Source organism: Micromonospora pisi (assembly GCF_003633685.1).
GTDB lineage: Bacteria > Actinomycetota > Actinomycetes > Mycobacteriales > Micromonosporaceae > Micromonospora_G > Micromonospora_G pisi.
In genome coordinates this window covers 6,866,055-6,879,964 of the sequence record NZ_RBKT01000001.1, presented here as the reverse complement: position 1 = coordinate 6,879,964, position 13,910 = coordinate 6,866,055, and the positions used below count along the sequence as shown (strand labels likewise).

The window sequence follows — 13,910 nt, the reverse complement described above, 5'->3', positions numbered from 1 at the left end:
GGCAGGATCTTCATATTCACGGCCGACCATTGTCGGATGCGCTCGGGAACGTTGTACTCCTTGACTCCCCACAGCCCTCTGCCCGGATCCGCCGGACGATCCGGGCCGGTGGGCCCCGGCTCGGGGCCGTCACCCGCCGGGGGGCTGCCCCAGGGAGCGCTCGGCTATCTCGGAGCCGCGCTCGTGTGCGCACTCGCCTTCGTGCTGACCTGCCGGGTGTTTCTCTGGACGCCCCGTGGTCAGCAGTTGGACGGTCTCCTCCTGCCTCCGGCCGAGCGGGGTGGCGGGTACGAGCAGCAGAGCGTGCTGACCGACCCGGCGAAGACCCTGCTGGCCTTCTTCGGCGACTACACCGTGTTGGCGATCCTGGTCGCCTCGGTGTTGCTGGTGGGCGTGCTCAGCCGACGCCTGTACGCGGGCGTGGCCGGGGTGTTCATGGTGCTCTGCGCGGTGGGCGTGGCCGGTCTGGCGAAGTCGGCGATACCCCGGCCGGAGCTCGGCGTGGTCGGCTCGACCACCCACAACAGCTTTCCCAGTGGCCACGTCACCGCCGCGATGGCGCTGCTGCTCGCATTCATGCTCGTGCTGCCCGCCCGGGCTCGTTTGTGGTTCGCCCTACCGGGCGTCGCGGGGGTCTCGGCGGTCGCCTCGGCCACGATGATCGCCGGTTGGCACCGGTTCAGTGACGTCATCGGGGGCGTGCTCCTCGCCGAGGTGCTGTTCTTCCTGGCCGCCGCCGCGTTGACGGTGCGGCGGGCCGTCCCGGGTACCGGTATCAGACTGTCCGGCGGGCTGGCCGGCGTACTCGGATCGATGGTGCTGGTGGCGGGCCTGCTCCTGCTCGTCCCACAGCCGGTGCCGTCGGACGGGAGCGGGTCGGCCCCGGTGGCCGGCAGCGGCCCGTTCGTCGCCATCGCGGCCGGCACCGGATTCACCGTGTTCGCCGTGGTCTCGGCGTTGTCCCTGGTGTGGTCGGTGGACTTCAGGCCGCCGCGCTTCGGGCCACCGCGCGTCTCCCCCGGCGGCCCCGGACCCAAAAATCCGGACATCAATGCTTACCGCAATCATTTCAAGCACATGGTAGGTAATGCGGAAACTGCCACCTTCGGCCCGTGGTGCGATAGTTGGCGACATGTCCCGAGTGCTCTTGATCGAAGATCACCAGACCGTGCGTGACGGGCTGCATCTCGCCTTGACCAGGCAGGGGCACACGGTGGAGGCGGTGGCGACCGGGGAACAGGGCCTCGCCCGGTTACAGGCGGCCGTCTCCGACGTCGTGGTCCTGGATCTCATGTTGCCCGGAATCGACGGATTCGAGGTCTGCCGACGGATCCGTGCCGGCGGCGACCTGCCCATCATCATGCTCACCGCCCGAAACGACGACATGGACGTGGTCGCGGGTCTGGAGGCCGGCGCCGACGACTACGTGGTCAAACCGGTACAGGCCCGGGTGCTCGAGGCGCGGATCCGCGCGGTGCTGCGGCGGGCCGGTGGCGACCAGCGCCGACCCGGCGGGGACCGGACCGGGACCGAGCAGCACCGTGCGCTGACCATCGACCGGGCCGCGCTGGTCGTACGCAAGAACGGGGTGCCGGTCGGTCTCGCCCCGACCGAGCTGCGCCTGCTGCTCGAACTGTCCGGCACGCCGGGTCGTGTACTGAGCCGTCAGCAACTGCTGGAGACGGTCTGGGAACACGGCTACCTGGGCGATTCGCGGCTCGTCGACGCCTGTGTCCAGCGACTGCGCGCGAAGATCGAGGACGATCCGGCAACCCCGGCCTACGTGCAGACGGTGCGTGGTTTCGGCTACCGCTTCGGACCACTGTGAACCGCTGGCGGTGGCTCGGTGGCAGGGCGTGGGGACTGCGGGTCAGGCTCCTGGTCGCCTTCGTGCTGCTCGGCCTGACGACGGCGGCCGCCGTCGCCGGCAGCGGCTACGTCCAGGCCCGCGACGTCATCCTGCGCAAAGCCCAGGACGCGGCGGTCGTCGCACTGGTGGGCCAGGCGGACAAGCTCTTCCCGGTCGGGAACCTGCCACCGGCCCAGAACGAACTCGACGGGTTCGCCGAGGCACTCTCCACCCGTGACGAGAGCACTGTCGTCCTGTACCAGGGCCGGCGATCGGCGATCGGCCCGCCGCCCGAACTGCTCTCGCCGGACCTGCGCCAGGCGGTACGCGGCGGCCGGGTCGTCTGGCAACGCGTCTCCTACCGGGGGACGCCGAGCCTCGTCATCGGGACCCAACTGATGCGCACCGGACCGGACGGCACGCCGGTCGCGTCCGGGCTGGAGATCTACCGCCTGCACAGCCTGCTGGCCGAGGAGCGGAGCATCGACCAGCTCGCCGTCATGGCCTGGCTCACCGGCGGGTTGTCCCTGGTGTTCGCGGTGCTGCTGGCGTCGCTCGCCGCGCGGAGCGTGCTGCGGCCGGTGCGTGAACTCGGGCGGGCGGCACGACGGTTGGGCGAAGGCAACCTGGCGAGCCGGCTCACCATCCGCGGCTCCGACGAACTCGCCGACCTCGCGCGCACCTTCAACGACACCGCCGGAACGCTGGAACGGTACGTCGGTGAGCTGCGCCGGATGGAATCCGACGCACGGCGTTTCGTGGCCGACGTGTCCCACGAGCTACGTACCCCGTTGGCCGCCATGACCGCGGTCACCGACGTGCTCGACGAGGAGGCGGCCCAACTCCCCGGAGACGCCGGTAGGGCCGCCCGGCTGGTGAGCCAGGAGACCCAGAACCTCACCCGGCTGGTGAACGATCTGATCGAGGTCAGCAGGTTCGATTCGGGCACGGCGGCGCTCGCGCTCGACCCCGTCGACGTGGCCACGGCGGTGACCGCGACGCTGCGCGCCCGCGGCTGGTCCGACGAGGTGGAGACGGAACTGCCCACGGGGGTGACGGCCCGGCTGGATCCGCGCCGGTTGGACGTGATCCTCGCGAACCTGGTCGGCAACGCGCTGCGGCACGGCGCCCCACCGGTGTCCGTACGTCTGCACACCGAACCGGACTGGATCGTCCTGGCGGTCGCCGACCATGGGCCGGGACTGGACGCCGAGGTGCTGCCGCAGGTCTTCGACCGGTTCTACAAGGCGGACACCGCCCGGAACCGTTCCACCGGCAGCGGCCTCGGCCTCGCGATCGCCTGGGAGAACGCCCGGCTGCATCACGACGCGGAGCGCCACGGCAGCCTGGTGGCCGCCAACCAGCCGGCCGGCGGCGCGGTGTTCACCCTTCGCCTGCCACGCTGGTCAGCCGATCCGCCGGACGAGGGAGGAGACAGGTGACCGGGAACAGAGCCGTACGCGGGTTGCTCGCGGGTCTGGCGCTCACCGCGACCCTCGCCGGCTGCGGGGTCCGCCCCAGCGGGGTCATCGTCGGCGGCGCCGCCCCGGCCGGACCGGTCCAGGAGGTGGCCGCCGACACCAGGCTCTACCTGGTGTCGGAGATCAACCTCACGCTCGTGGTACGCGACACCGGTCAGACGTCGTCGCTCGCGGAGACGCTCGCGCTGCTGACCGACGGTCCGGACGCGCAGGAGCGGGCGCGGGGGCTGACCAGCGAGGTGCCACTGGACGCCAGGGTTGTCGAGGTCGCCTCCGAACCGACGGGTACGACGGTGACGTACGCCAGTGACGTGACCGCGCTCTCGGCGACAGCGGTGGCACAGATCGTCTGCACCGTCAACGACGCGCTGACGGCCACCGGTCAGGAAGCCGGCTCCGCCCCGGTCACCCTCGTCGGGCGGGGACGGAGCCGGGGGCCGAACACCTGTCCGGTCACCCCTTGACCCGCCAGCGATCCGCCTAACCGGTGTGCGGCACCGCCTCGACCCGGCGGTGCCGCCACCTGGGCAGCTCGAACAGCCATCTCGCCGATATGGCGACGAGCGCACGGTGGATGGTCAGGGAGAGCGCGACCACCAACGCGGTCAGCAGGACCGGATCAGCGAGCGCCACCAGGAACTGCCCGGCGTCGCCCAGTTCGGAGAGCGGGCCCACCAGCAGCCGGTGCAACAGGGCCAGCACCGGCATGTGGATGACGTAGACCGGAAGCGTGCGACGCCCGAGGCTGGCGAGCGCCCCGCCGACCACGCGCCACCGGCCGACCCGATCGGCCGCGGTGACACCGAAGAGCACCGCCGTGATGGACACCAGAAGCCAGACGCCGGGCCAGGTCTCGGCTCCGGCCACGGCCATGGCCACCAGCGCCACGGCGTACGCGGCGAAGGTCAGCCCGAGCCGCCGGTTGGTCGCGGTCGCGGCCCAGCGTTCGACGTACGGCCTGAGGTGCAACCCGGCGAGGAAGAAGACCAGGTTCTGGTAGACGCCGCCACGGTTGCCCGGGGTGGCGAGCAGACCGGCGGCGGTGATGACGGAGAGCGCCGCGGCGGCGGTGAGGAGCACCGGGGCGGGAAGCCGGTACGTCACCTTGGCGAACGTGAAGTAGAGCGCCAGCGCGTAGAGGTACCAGAGGTTGGACGGGGTGATGGTGAGCTGCTCCAGGAGGCCGGAGACCGAGTTCGCGCGATCGGTCGGGAGCTGCGGGGCCAGGGCGAGGATCGCGGTGTGGATCAGCAGCCAGATCGCGTACAGGTAGAGGAACTGCGCGATCCGGGACCGGGCCGTCGCCCGCCACGGTCGCGTGACGGCGTTCGCCGCGAACAGACCGGAGATGGTGAAGAACAGCGGCATCCGCAGCGGTAGGAGCTGCTCACCCAGCTTTCCCCACAGCCCTGGCAGGGGCACGCCGAGGTGCCACGTTATCTGCAGGTAGTGCTTGATGACGACGTGCCATGACACCACCAGGATGATGCACACACCCTTGGCGACGTCCGCCCACCGTACGCGTGGGGTCGGCACCGGATCGGCGACGGTCGTGATCGCGACGGGGCCGGCGACGAGCGGGCGGTGGTCCTGGTTTCCTGCTGTCTCGGTCATCGGGGCGCCTCGGGGACGACAACCAGTTGGTAGATCATCTGCCCGAAGATGCCAGGCCCGTGTCCGCACCCGGTCCGCAAATTGTCACCACTCGGTAATGCCGCGCCGAGGCGTTAGGAAGGGCCCCTTGTTATACAAAAAGCGATAACAAGGGGCCCTTCCTTACCGGATGTTGGCGGTGTGGCCGAGGGAGTAGCGGCCGGGTTGCGGCCAGACGGTGAGCCCGTGCGGGCCGGAGCCGACCGGGATCCGGGCCAGCAGCCGGCCGTCGGCGGTGCTCATGGCGTAGACCTCGTCGTGGTGGCGACCGGAGAGCCAGAGCACCCGACCGTCGGCGGAGAGCCCGCCCATGTCCGGGCTGCCGCCGCCGGGGATCCGCCAGAGGCCGGCGGTGGTGAGGGTGGCCAGGTCGATCAGGCTCACGCTGCCCTCGTCCCGGTTGGTGACGTACGCGAGTGTGCCGTCCCGGCTGAAGTAGATGCCGTGCGCACCCTTGCCGGTCGGGATGAACCCGGTCCGGTTGGTGGCCGCCCCGTCGAAGACGTACACCCCGGCGGCCATCATGTCGGCGACCAGGAAGTGCCGCCCGTCGGGAGTGAGGCGGGTGTCCTGGGGCATCCCGTCGGCGACCACATCCAGGTCGAACTGGCGCAGCTTGCGGTGGGTGACCGCGTCGACGACCAGCATCCGGTTGGCGAACTCGCAGCTCACCAGCATGGTCCGCCCGTCGACCGAGTAGTCCATGTGGTTGATCCCGGCGCACTCGGGAAAGGTCACCGACCCGGTACGCCGCCAGTTCGTGGCGTCGTAGAAGTCGAGCCGCTGGTAGTACTCGGCGACCACGATCCCCTGTTTGCCGTCCGGCGTGAAGTAGAGGTTGTAGACGTCCTCGACGTCGATCATCGCGCCCGGCCGGCCGGTACGCGGGTCGATCGGGACGAGACCGCCGGAGGGTACCCGGCTGGAGGCGACGTAGAGCGTACGCAGGTCGTAGGAGGGGACGACGTGCTGCGGTTCCGGGCCACCGGGGAACTTGTCCACCACCTGGTACGTGTCCGGGTCGATCACCCAGACGTCGTCACTGCCGGTGTTCGGCACGTAGACCAGGGGCTTGTCCCCGCGTACCGCCTCGCTGAGCTGGTCGGGACCGGCCGCGCCGTACACGTTGGTGGTGGAGACGTAGGGCGGCATTCCGGCGATCAGCTCCAGGCCCGGGGAGGTCACCGGTTCGACCTGCTGCCCGGGGGCGCCCGACGCCGGCCCCGATCGTTGTGGCCGCTGCTCGGTGCAGGCGGCGAGTGCGATCAGCAGGGCCGTCGACCCGGCGAGGATTCTCCGCCCTCTCGTCACTACCTTACTTTAGCGACGATTCCTCGTATCAATCCCATTACAGACTTTTCGGGCCACTCACCCCCGGCACCTGGGTGAGTGGCCCGAAAAGCGGTCGCGCCCGGCTGGTCAGCCTCGGGCGCCTGCCTCCGCCGGTTCGGCACGCCCGGCGGCGGCGTCCGTCGAAGAGGTGGAGGCGTCCTGCGACGAACCGGTGGGCAGGTCGTCGTCGTCGGCCGGGCCGTGCTCGTCGACCATGGTCGACTCGTCGAACGGCCGGTTTCCGGCGAGCACCTCGCGTGCCTGCTCCCGGTCGAACTCCCCGGTCCAGGTGCCGATCAGCACGGTGGCCACCGCGTTGCCGGCGAAGTTGGTCAGCGCGCGGGCCTCGGACATGAAGCGGTCGATGCCGACGATCAGGCCGACGCCGTCGACCAGGTCCGGCCGGTGGCTCTGCAACCCGCCGGCCAGGGTGGCCAGCCCGGCACCGGTGATGCCGGCCGCGCCCTTGGAGGCGATGACCATGAACACCAGCAGGGAGATCTGCTCACCGATGGCGAGCGGCTTGCCCAGCGCCTCGGCCACGAAGAGCGAGGCCATGGTCAGGTAGATCGCGGTGCCGTCGAGGTTGAACGAGTAGCCCGTCGGGACGGTGATGCCGACCACCGGCTTGCTCACCCCGAAGTGCTCCATCTTCGCGATCAGGCGGGGCAGCGCCGACTCGGAGGAGGAGGTGGAGAGGATCAGCAGGAACTCCCGGCCCAGGTAACGCAGCAGGGCGAAGATCGAGATCTTGGCGATGAAGCGGAGCAGCAGGCCGAGGATGACGACCACGAAGATCACACAGGTGACGTAGAACCCGATCATGATCTGGGCCAGGCTCTTCAACGCGTCCACGCCGGTCGCGCCGACCACGGCGGCGATCGCGCCGAACGCACCGATCGGCGCCAGCCACATGACCATCGTCAGGATCTTGAAGACCAGCCGCTGGATCAGGCCGACCGCGCGCAGCACCGGCTCGCCCCGGCGCCCCATGCCCTGCACCGCGAAACCGACCAGGAGCGCGACCAGCAGGGTCTGCAGCACCTCACCCTCGGTCAACGCGGAGAGCAGCGAGGTGGGGATGATGCCGAGCAGGAAGTCGACCGTACCCTCGCTCGCGCCGCTGACCTGGGCCTGGCCGGCCGCGGCCTGGGCGGCGCCGAGGTGCAGTCCCGAGCCGGGGTGCACGATGTTGCCGACCACCAGGCCGATCGCGAGCGCCACGGTCGACATGACCAGGAAGTAGCCAAGCGCGAGGCCGCCGACCTTGCCGACCTTCGCGGCCTGCCGTACCGAGCCGACGCCGAGCACGATGGTGCAGAAGATGATCGGGCTGATCATCATCTTGATCAGCGCCACGAAGCCGGTACCGATCGGCTTCAGCTCCTTGGCCGCCTCCGGGGCGGCGAAGCCGAGGACGATGCCGGCGACGACGGCGACGATGACGGCGAGGTAGAGGAAGTGGGTGCGGTCCCGTCGTGGCCGGGCGGTAGGGGTGTCCATGCCGAGACAGTGGCCTGGATCTCACCGGAGCACAGCCTTGCGTTCATTGTGTTCACCGGGGCGACCCCGAATCGAAACAAGCGGCTGACCACGGCGCCGTCGCGCCGACCGCCGACGGTACAGGGAACACTGGAGCGCATGTCCAGACGACGGTGGAGCATCGCAGGCCAACTTTTCGCCCTGCAGGTCCTGGTCGTCAGCCTGCTCGTGGTGGCCGGGATGACCGGCGCGGTGCTGCTGGCCCGCGCCGACGTACGCAGCGCCGCCCAGGAGGAGGTGCTCGCGGTGGCCGAGGCCGTCGCCCGCTCCCCCGACGTGGCGAGCGCGTTGGGCTCCCCCGACCCGGCCACCACGCTCCAGCCGTACGCGGAGTCGACCCGCAGGGCCACCGGCACCAACTTCATCGTCGTGATGGCCCCGGACCGGACCCGCTACTCACACCCCAACCCGGCACTGATCGGTCAACCGTTCGTCGGCGAGATCGAACCGGCGCTCGCCGGCCGGGCGTTCACCACGATCAACGTCGGTACGCTCGGTGAGTCCGTCCGAGCGGTGGTGCCGGTACGCACCGAGAGCGGCGCCGTGATCGGGCTGGTCTCGGTCGGCATCACCACCGACGCGATCAACCGGAAACTGTTCGCCCAGGCACCCGCGCTGCTCGCCGCCACCGCCGCCGCACTGGCCCTCGCCGCGGCCGGCTCCTGGCTGCTCAGCCGCCGCCTGCGCCGGCAGACCCACGGACTCGGCCCGGCCCAGATCACCCGGATGTACGAGTACTACGACGCCGTCCTGCACTCCGTCCGCGAAGGGCTGCTCGTCCTCACCCCGGACCGGCGGGTGGCACTGATCAACGACGAGGCACGGCGCCTGCTCGGGCTGACCGGTGCCGACCCGGTGCAGGAGCGCCCCGTCGCCGACCTCGGCTTCCCACCAGCCGTGGCCGACCTGCTCCTCTCCGGCCGCGCCGCACACGACGAACCCATGCTCGCCGGTGACCGGGTGCTGGTCGCCAACCAGCGCGCGACCAGTTTCGGCGGTCGGGCGGTCGGCACCGTACTGACCCTGCGCGACCACACCGAACTGCGCACCCTGGCCAGCGAACTCGACTCCGTACGCGGACTCAGCGAGGCGCTCCAGGCCCAGGCGCACGAGTCGGCGAACCGGCTGCACACCGTACTGACCCTGGTCGAGCTCGGGCGTACCGACGAGGCGGTGCAACTGGCCACCGCCGAACTGACCCTCGCCCAGCAGCTCACCGACCGGGTCGTCGGCGCGGTCACCGAGCCGGCACTCGCCGCCCTGCTGCTCGGCAAGTCCGCCCAGGCCGGCGAACGGGGCGTGGAGCTCGTGGTCGATCCCGAGTCCCGCCTCGACGGCCACCCGCTGCCCATCGGCGACCTGCTCACCGTCGTCGGCAACCTGGTCGACAACGCCCTCGAGGCGGTCGGCGGCACCGAACCACCCCGCCAGGTCCGGGTCTACGTCGGCGCGACCGAACGGGAGGTGCAGGTCCGGGTCGGCGACAGCGGACCCGGGCTGGACCCAGCCCAGGTCACCGACGCGTTCCGGCGGGGCTGGTCGACCAAGAGCGCCGGCCGGGGGCTCGGCCTGGCCCTCGTCGGCCAGGTGGTCTCAAGGTACGACGGCAAGGTCGATGTGACCCGTCCCGCCGCAGGTGGCACCCTGTTCAGCGTCCGGTTGCCGATCCCGGCCCGGCTGCCGATCCCCCGGGAGTCTCCGACGTGACCACCATCCGGGTGCTGGTCGTCGAGGACGAGCCGCTACTCGCCGACGCGCACCGCGCCTACACCGAGCGGGTACCCGGCTTCAGCGTCGTCGGGGTCGTACACACCGCCCGGGACGCGATGGCGGCGCTGCGCGCCGAGGGCGGCGCCGGGGTGGACCTCGTACTGCTCGACTTCCGCCTGCCCGACCTGCACGGCCTGGACGTCTGCCGGGCACTGCGGGCGGCCGGCAGCACCACCGACGTACTCGCCGTGACCTCGGCCCGGGACCTCACCATGGTCCGTGCCGCGGTCGCCCTCGGCGTCACCCACTACCTGCTCAAGCCATTCACCTTCGCCGCGTTCCGGGACAAGCTGGAGCGGTACGCCGAATACCGCCGGCAGGCGCTCGCCGACGGCGCGGTGGTGGCCCAGCACGAGGTGGACCGGATGTTCGCCACCCTGCGCGGCGCGGACGCCGACACCCTGCCGAAGGGGCTCGGCGCGGAGACCCTGGACATGGTGCTCGCCACCCTGCGGTCCGAGCCGGGGCTCTCCGCGACCGAGGTGTCGGCCCGGACCGGCACCTCTCGGGTGACCGCCCGCCGCTACCTCGAACACCTGGTCAGCACCGGTCGGGTGAGCCGCAGCCCCCGGTACGGCACCCCTGGCCGACCCGAGGTCGAATACCGCCCGACCTAGCCGGAAACGTCGCCGGTCCGGGTCGACGAGACCTCGACGGGAACATCGGCCTCGACGGCGGCCTCCGCGTCGACGGCAACCCCGTCCCCGGCCCCGACAGCGACCCCGTCCCCGGCCCCGACCCCGACAGCGGCCCCGGCTTCGCTGTGCCAGGAGCGCCAGAGCGCGGCGTACGGGCCGCCGGCCGCGACAAGGTCGTCGTGGGTGCCGAGTTCGGAGATCCGTCCGCCCTCCAACACCGCCACCCGGTCCGCGTCGTGAGCGGTGTGCAGACGGTGCGCGATCGCGACCACGGTACGGCCGGCGAGCACCGCGGCCAGCGCCCGCTCGGTGTCCCGCGCCGTGGTCGGGTCGAGCAGCGCGGTCGCCTCGTCGAGGATCACCGTGTGCGGGTCCGCCAGCACCACCCGGGCCAGCGCGAGTTGCTGCGCCCGCGCACCGTCCAGGCGGTAACCGCCGTCACCCAACTCGGTCTCCAACCCCTCCGGCAGTTCGTCGACCCAGTCTGCGCCGACGGCGGCGAGCGCCGCCCGCAACTCGGCCTCGCTGGCCGACGGGGCGGCGAGCAGCAGGTTGCCCCGTACCGAGTCGAGGAAGACGTGGTGTTCCTGGGTGACCAGGACAACCTGTTGACGCAGCCGGTCCGGCGACAGGTCGGCGATCGGCACCCCGCCCACGGTCACGCTGCCCGTACCCGGCTCGTCGATGCCGGCGAGCAGCCGACCGAGGGTGGACTTGCCGGCGCCGGAGGGACCGACCAGCGCCAGCCGCTCGCCGGGCCGTACGGTCAGGTCCACCCCGTGCAGCACGTCCCGCTCGTCGTCGTAGGCGTACCGGACCCCGCGTACCTCGATCCGGTCGTCGGCCGGGTCGGTGCCGCCGGTCGATGCCGGCCGGGGAGTCGGCTCCAGACCCTCGACCCGGGCGAAGGAGGCGCCGCTGCTCTGCAACTGCTCGATCCAGATCAGGATGGTGTCCAGCGGATTCGACACCTGCCGCAGGTAGACCGCCGAGCTGACCACCGCTCCGAGGCTCACCGTGCCGTGGTTGTAGAGCAACCCGCCGAGCAGCAGCACCGCGACCACCGGGAGGACGTGCGAGATGTCCGTGCCGGGATAGACCACGCTGCGCAGAAAGAGGGTACGGACCCGGGTGCGCCGGCACCGCTCGATCGCCGCGAGGCAGGCGTCGATCCGGCGTTGCCGCAGCCCGAGCGCCTCGACCGTACGGGCGCCGGTGGCGGTGGTCACCAGCACCTCGGCGAGCGCCGAGTTCGCCTCCCCCTCGGCGAGATAGGCGGTGTGCGCCCGGCGCAGGTACCAGCGGGTCACCAGTACGAGGCCGAGCAGACCGAGCAGACCGCAGGCGCCGAGCGGTGGGGCGAGGACGAAGACCGCCCCGAGGATGAAGATCGCCTGGACCAGCGCGACGAGGATCTCCGGGGCGGCGTCGCGCAGGACGCGGCCGACGCTGGCGACGTCGGTGGTGCCACGGGTGGTCAGGTCACCGGGGCCGACCCGTTCCACCACCGAGGTGGGGAGGGCGAGTGCCCGGTCGACGAACCGCTCACGGATGCGGGCCGAGGTCCGCTCACCGAACCGGTGCCCGAGGTACTGGGCGTAGCGGGTGAGGACGAGTTGGACCAGGGCGAAGAGCAGGATGGTGAGGGCGAGCCGGTCCACCTCCGCCACCCCGCCGCCGGCCTGGACGGTGTTGACGATCCGGCCGAGCAGCCATGGTCCGACCAGTCCGGCGGCGGCGGCGAGCGCGTTCAGCAGGAGCACGGCGGTGAAGGCGCGCCGGTCGGCCCGGATCAGCCGGAGCGCCGCACGGCGTACCCGGGCCGGTTCGGCGACGGGCAGCGCGTCGCGGCGCCGACCCGCTGTCACCGGGGCTCCCGCTGGGCGGGTGGGCCGGGCTCGTCGGCGGTGGTACGGGCGACCAGACGGCGGTAGCCGGGGTGTGCGAGCAGGAGTTCGCGGTGGGTGCCGGCGGCGACCGCGCGGCCGTCGTGCAGGTAGTACACCAGGTCCGCCTGGTCGAGCAGGAGCGGCGAGGTGCTGACGACCACGGTGGTACGACCGGTCCGGGTGGCCCGGAGCCGGGACGCCACCGCCGCCTCGGTGTGCGCGTCCACCGCCGAGGTCGGTTCGACGGCCAGCAGCACCTCGGGGTCGGCCAGCAGCGCACGGGCCAGTCGGACCCGCTGCCGCTGGCCGCCGGAGAGATTGCGCCCCTGGGCGTCGACGGTCGAGTCGAGCCCGTCCGGCATGCCGAGTACGACATCCCGCGCCGCGGCGGCGTGGACCGCCCGCAGGATCGCCTCCTCGTCCCGGTCCCACCGACCCCCGAGCACCTCCCGGAGGGTGCCGGAGAAGAGGGCGGCCTCGTTGTCGGCGACCAGGATCCGGTCCCGTACCCGGGCGGGGTCGATCGCGTCGAGCCGTACGTCACCCCAGGTCACGTCGGAGTCCACGAAGCCGCCGAGGCGCTCGACCACGGTCGTGGACTCCGCCGGCCGGGCGGCGGCGAGCACGGTCAGCTTGCCGGGTGCCACCTCGACACCGGAGGCGGGATCACGTAGCGGCGACGGCAGCACCGGCGCCTGCGCGGTCACCCGGCGGACGGCGTCGTCGGGCTCCAACCGAAGGAACCGGATCACCCGGCGGGCGGAGACCAGCCCCCGGCTGAGGTCGAGACCGCCCTCGATGAAGAACGCCACCGGCACCACCAGGACCGCCACGTACCCGTAGACCGCGACCAGTTCGCCGACGCTGATGCCGCCCTGCGCGGCGGTACGGGCGGCCAGCCAGGTGACCGCGGCGAGGAAGACCATCGGCAGGCCGACCTTGAGCGCCTCGATCCAGCTCGTCACCGCACCGAGCCGGTATCCGTCGGCCTGGAGTGCCCGCGAACCCTGCCGGTAGCGCTCGGCGTAGATCTCCTTGCCACCGAAGCCGTTGAGCACCCGCAGGCCACCGACGATGTCCACGATCCGGTCGGCCAGCGTCCCCTCCCGCTCCCGGTACACCATCCCGACCCGTTGCAGCCGCCCCAGCAGCGGCCCGACCAGCACACTGAGCAGCGGTACGCCGAGCAGCACCACCGCCGCGAGCAGCGGCGAGACCGAGAACAGCAGCACCGCCACCACGACGTACGCGATGACCGCGCCCACGCCGGGACCGCAGATGGTGAGCACCCCGCTGACCACCCAGACGTCGCCGATCCCGATCGTGGCCACCTCGCCGGCGGTCACCTGCCGGGGCAGCGCGGCACCGAGCCGGGTCGCCTGCCCCACCACGACCCGCACGGTACGGAAGGCGGCGTCCATCCGGATCCGGGTCATCGTGCGGTGGCGGAACATGCCGACGAAGGCGTTCAGCACCCCGACGCCGAGCAGGCCCGCCACCCAGCCGACCAGCGCCGCCGAGTGCCCGGACCGCAGCCCGTCGTCGATCGCCCGGCTCAGCAGGTACGGCGGCAGCGTCAGGCAGACCATCCAGACGGTGCCGAGCGTGGCGCCCAACAGGATCCGCCGCCACTGGCTGGTCACCAGCCACCACAGATACCACCCGGGACCGCGTACGTCCGGCTCGCCGGGGTCCGCGTACGTGTCGGTCATCCCCCGCACCCTAGTCTCCGCCGTCTGGCGGGAGCCGCGGGTCC

The 13,910-nt window shown here is 71.6% G+C and carries 11 protein-coding genes; 6 read left to right on the top strand and 5 right to left on the bottom strand.

Annotated features, from left to right (window positions below):
* Positions 1-108 precede the first annotated feature (108 nt).
* From BDK92_RS29765 to BDK92_RS29750, 4 genes are read left to right on the top strand one after another with little or no spacing between them, the layout of a single operon-like run.
* Positions 109-1,176 (top strand): phosphatase PAP2 family protein, encoded by a 1,068-nt coding sequence (locus tag BDK92_RS29765; protein WP_170208734.1) that lies wholly within the window; start codon positions 109-111, stop codon positions 1,174-1,176.
* The gene (locus BDK92_RS29760; protein ID WP_121159718.1) at positions 1,133-1,828 is read left to right on the top strand and encodes a response regulator transcription factor; all 696 of its coding nucleotides are present in this window, start codon (positions 1,133-1,135) and stop codon (positions 1,826-1,828) included. The genes BDK92_RS29765 and BDK92_RS29760 overlap by 44 nt, the downstream gene beginning before the upstream one ends.
* Complete coding sequence (locus BDK92_RS29755; protein ID WP_121159717.1) at positions 1,825-3,291, top strand: sensor histidine kinase; 1,467 nt, start codon at positions 1,825-1,827, stop codon at positions 3,289-3,291. Before BDK92_RS29760 ends, BDK92_RS29755 begins: the two co-directional genes overlap by 4 nt.
* Positions 3,288-3,794: a hypothetical protein gene (locus BDK92_RS29750; protein WP_121159716.1), complete on the top strand. Its 507-nt coding sequence runs from the start codon at positions 3,288-3,290 to the stop codon at positions 3,792-3,794. Before BDK92_RS29755 ends, BDK92_RS29750 begins: the two co-directional genes overlap by 4 nt.
* 16 nt (positions 3,795-3,810) lie before the next feature.
* Here the strand turns inward: BDK92_RS29750 and BDK92_RS29745 are convergent, their stop codons facing one another.
* The 3 genes from BDK92_RS29745 to BDK92_RS29735 form a co-directional block, all read right to left on the bottom strand.
* Entirely contained in the window at positions 3,811-4,944 is a 1,134-nt protein-coding gene (locus BDK92_RS29745; RefSeq protein ID WP_121159715.1) for an acyltransferase family protein, read from the bottom strand.
* Positions 4,945-5,106: 162 nt separating this feature from the next.
* The gene (locus BDK92_RS29740; protein ID WP_121159714.1) at positions 5,107-6,294 is read right to left on the bottom strand and encodes a YncE family protein; all 1,188 of its coding nucleotides are present in this window, start codon (positions 6,292-6,294) and stop codon (positions 5,107-5,109) included.
* A gap of 108 nt (positions 6,295-6,402) precedes the next feature.
* Positions 6,403-7,818 carry a cation:dicarboxylate symporter family transporter gene (locus tag BDK92_RS29735; RefSeq protein ID WP_121159712.1) on the bottom strand — a complete coding sequence of 472 codons (1,416 nt, stop codon included), beginning with the start codon at positions 7,816-7,818 and terminating at the stop codon, positions 6,403-6,405.
* Positions 7,819-7,956: 138 nt separating this feature from the next.
* On the opposite strand from BDK92_RS29735, the gene BDK92_RS29730 reads away from it, so the two are divergent.
* Together BDK92_RS29730 and BDK92_RS29725 are read left to right on the top strand one after the other, a co-directional pair.
* Positions 7,957-9,564, top strand: a complete 1,608-nt coding sequence (locus BDK92_RS29730; RefSeq protein ID WP_121162710.1) for a sensor histidine kinase — start codon at positions 7,957-7,959, stop codon at positions 9,562-9,564.
* Positions 9,561-10,244, top strand: a complete 684-nt coding sequence (locus BDK92_RS29725) for a response regulator (protein WP_121159711.1) — start codon at positions 9,561-9,563, stop codon at positions 10,242-10,244. The genes BDK92_RS29730 and BDK92_RS29725 overlap by 4 nt, the downstream gene beginning before the upstream one ends.
* Here the strand turns inward: BDK92_RS29725 and BDK92_RS29720 are convergent.
* Positions 10,241-12,133: an ABC transporter ATP-binding protein gene (locus BDK92_RS29720; protein WP_121159709.1), complete on the bottom strand. Its 1,893-nt coding sequence runs from the start codon at positions 12,131-12,133 to the stop codon at positions 10,241-10,243. The genes BDK92_RS29725 and BDK92_RS29720 overlap by 4 nt on opposite strands.
* Positions 12,130-13,743: an ABC transporter ATP-binding protein gene (locus BDK92_RS29715; protein ID WP_425462323.1), complete on the bottom strand. Its 1,614-nt coding sequence runs from the start codon at positions 13,741-13,743 to the stop codon at positions 12,130-12,132. Before BDK92_RS29715 ends, BDK92_RS29720 begins: the two co-directional genes overlap by 4 nt.
* Positions 13,744-13,910 lie beyond the last annotated feature (167 nt).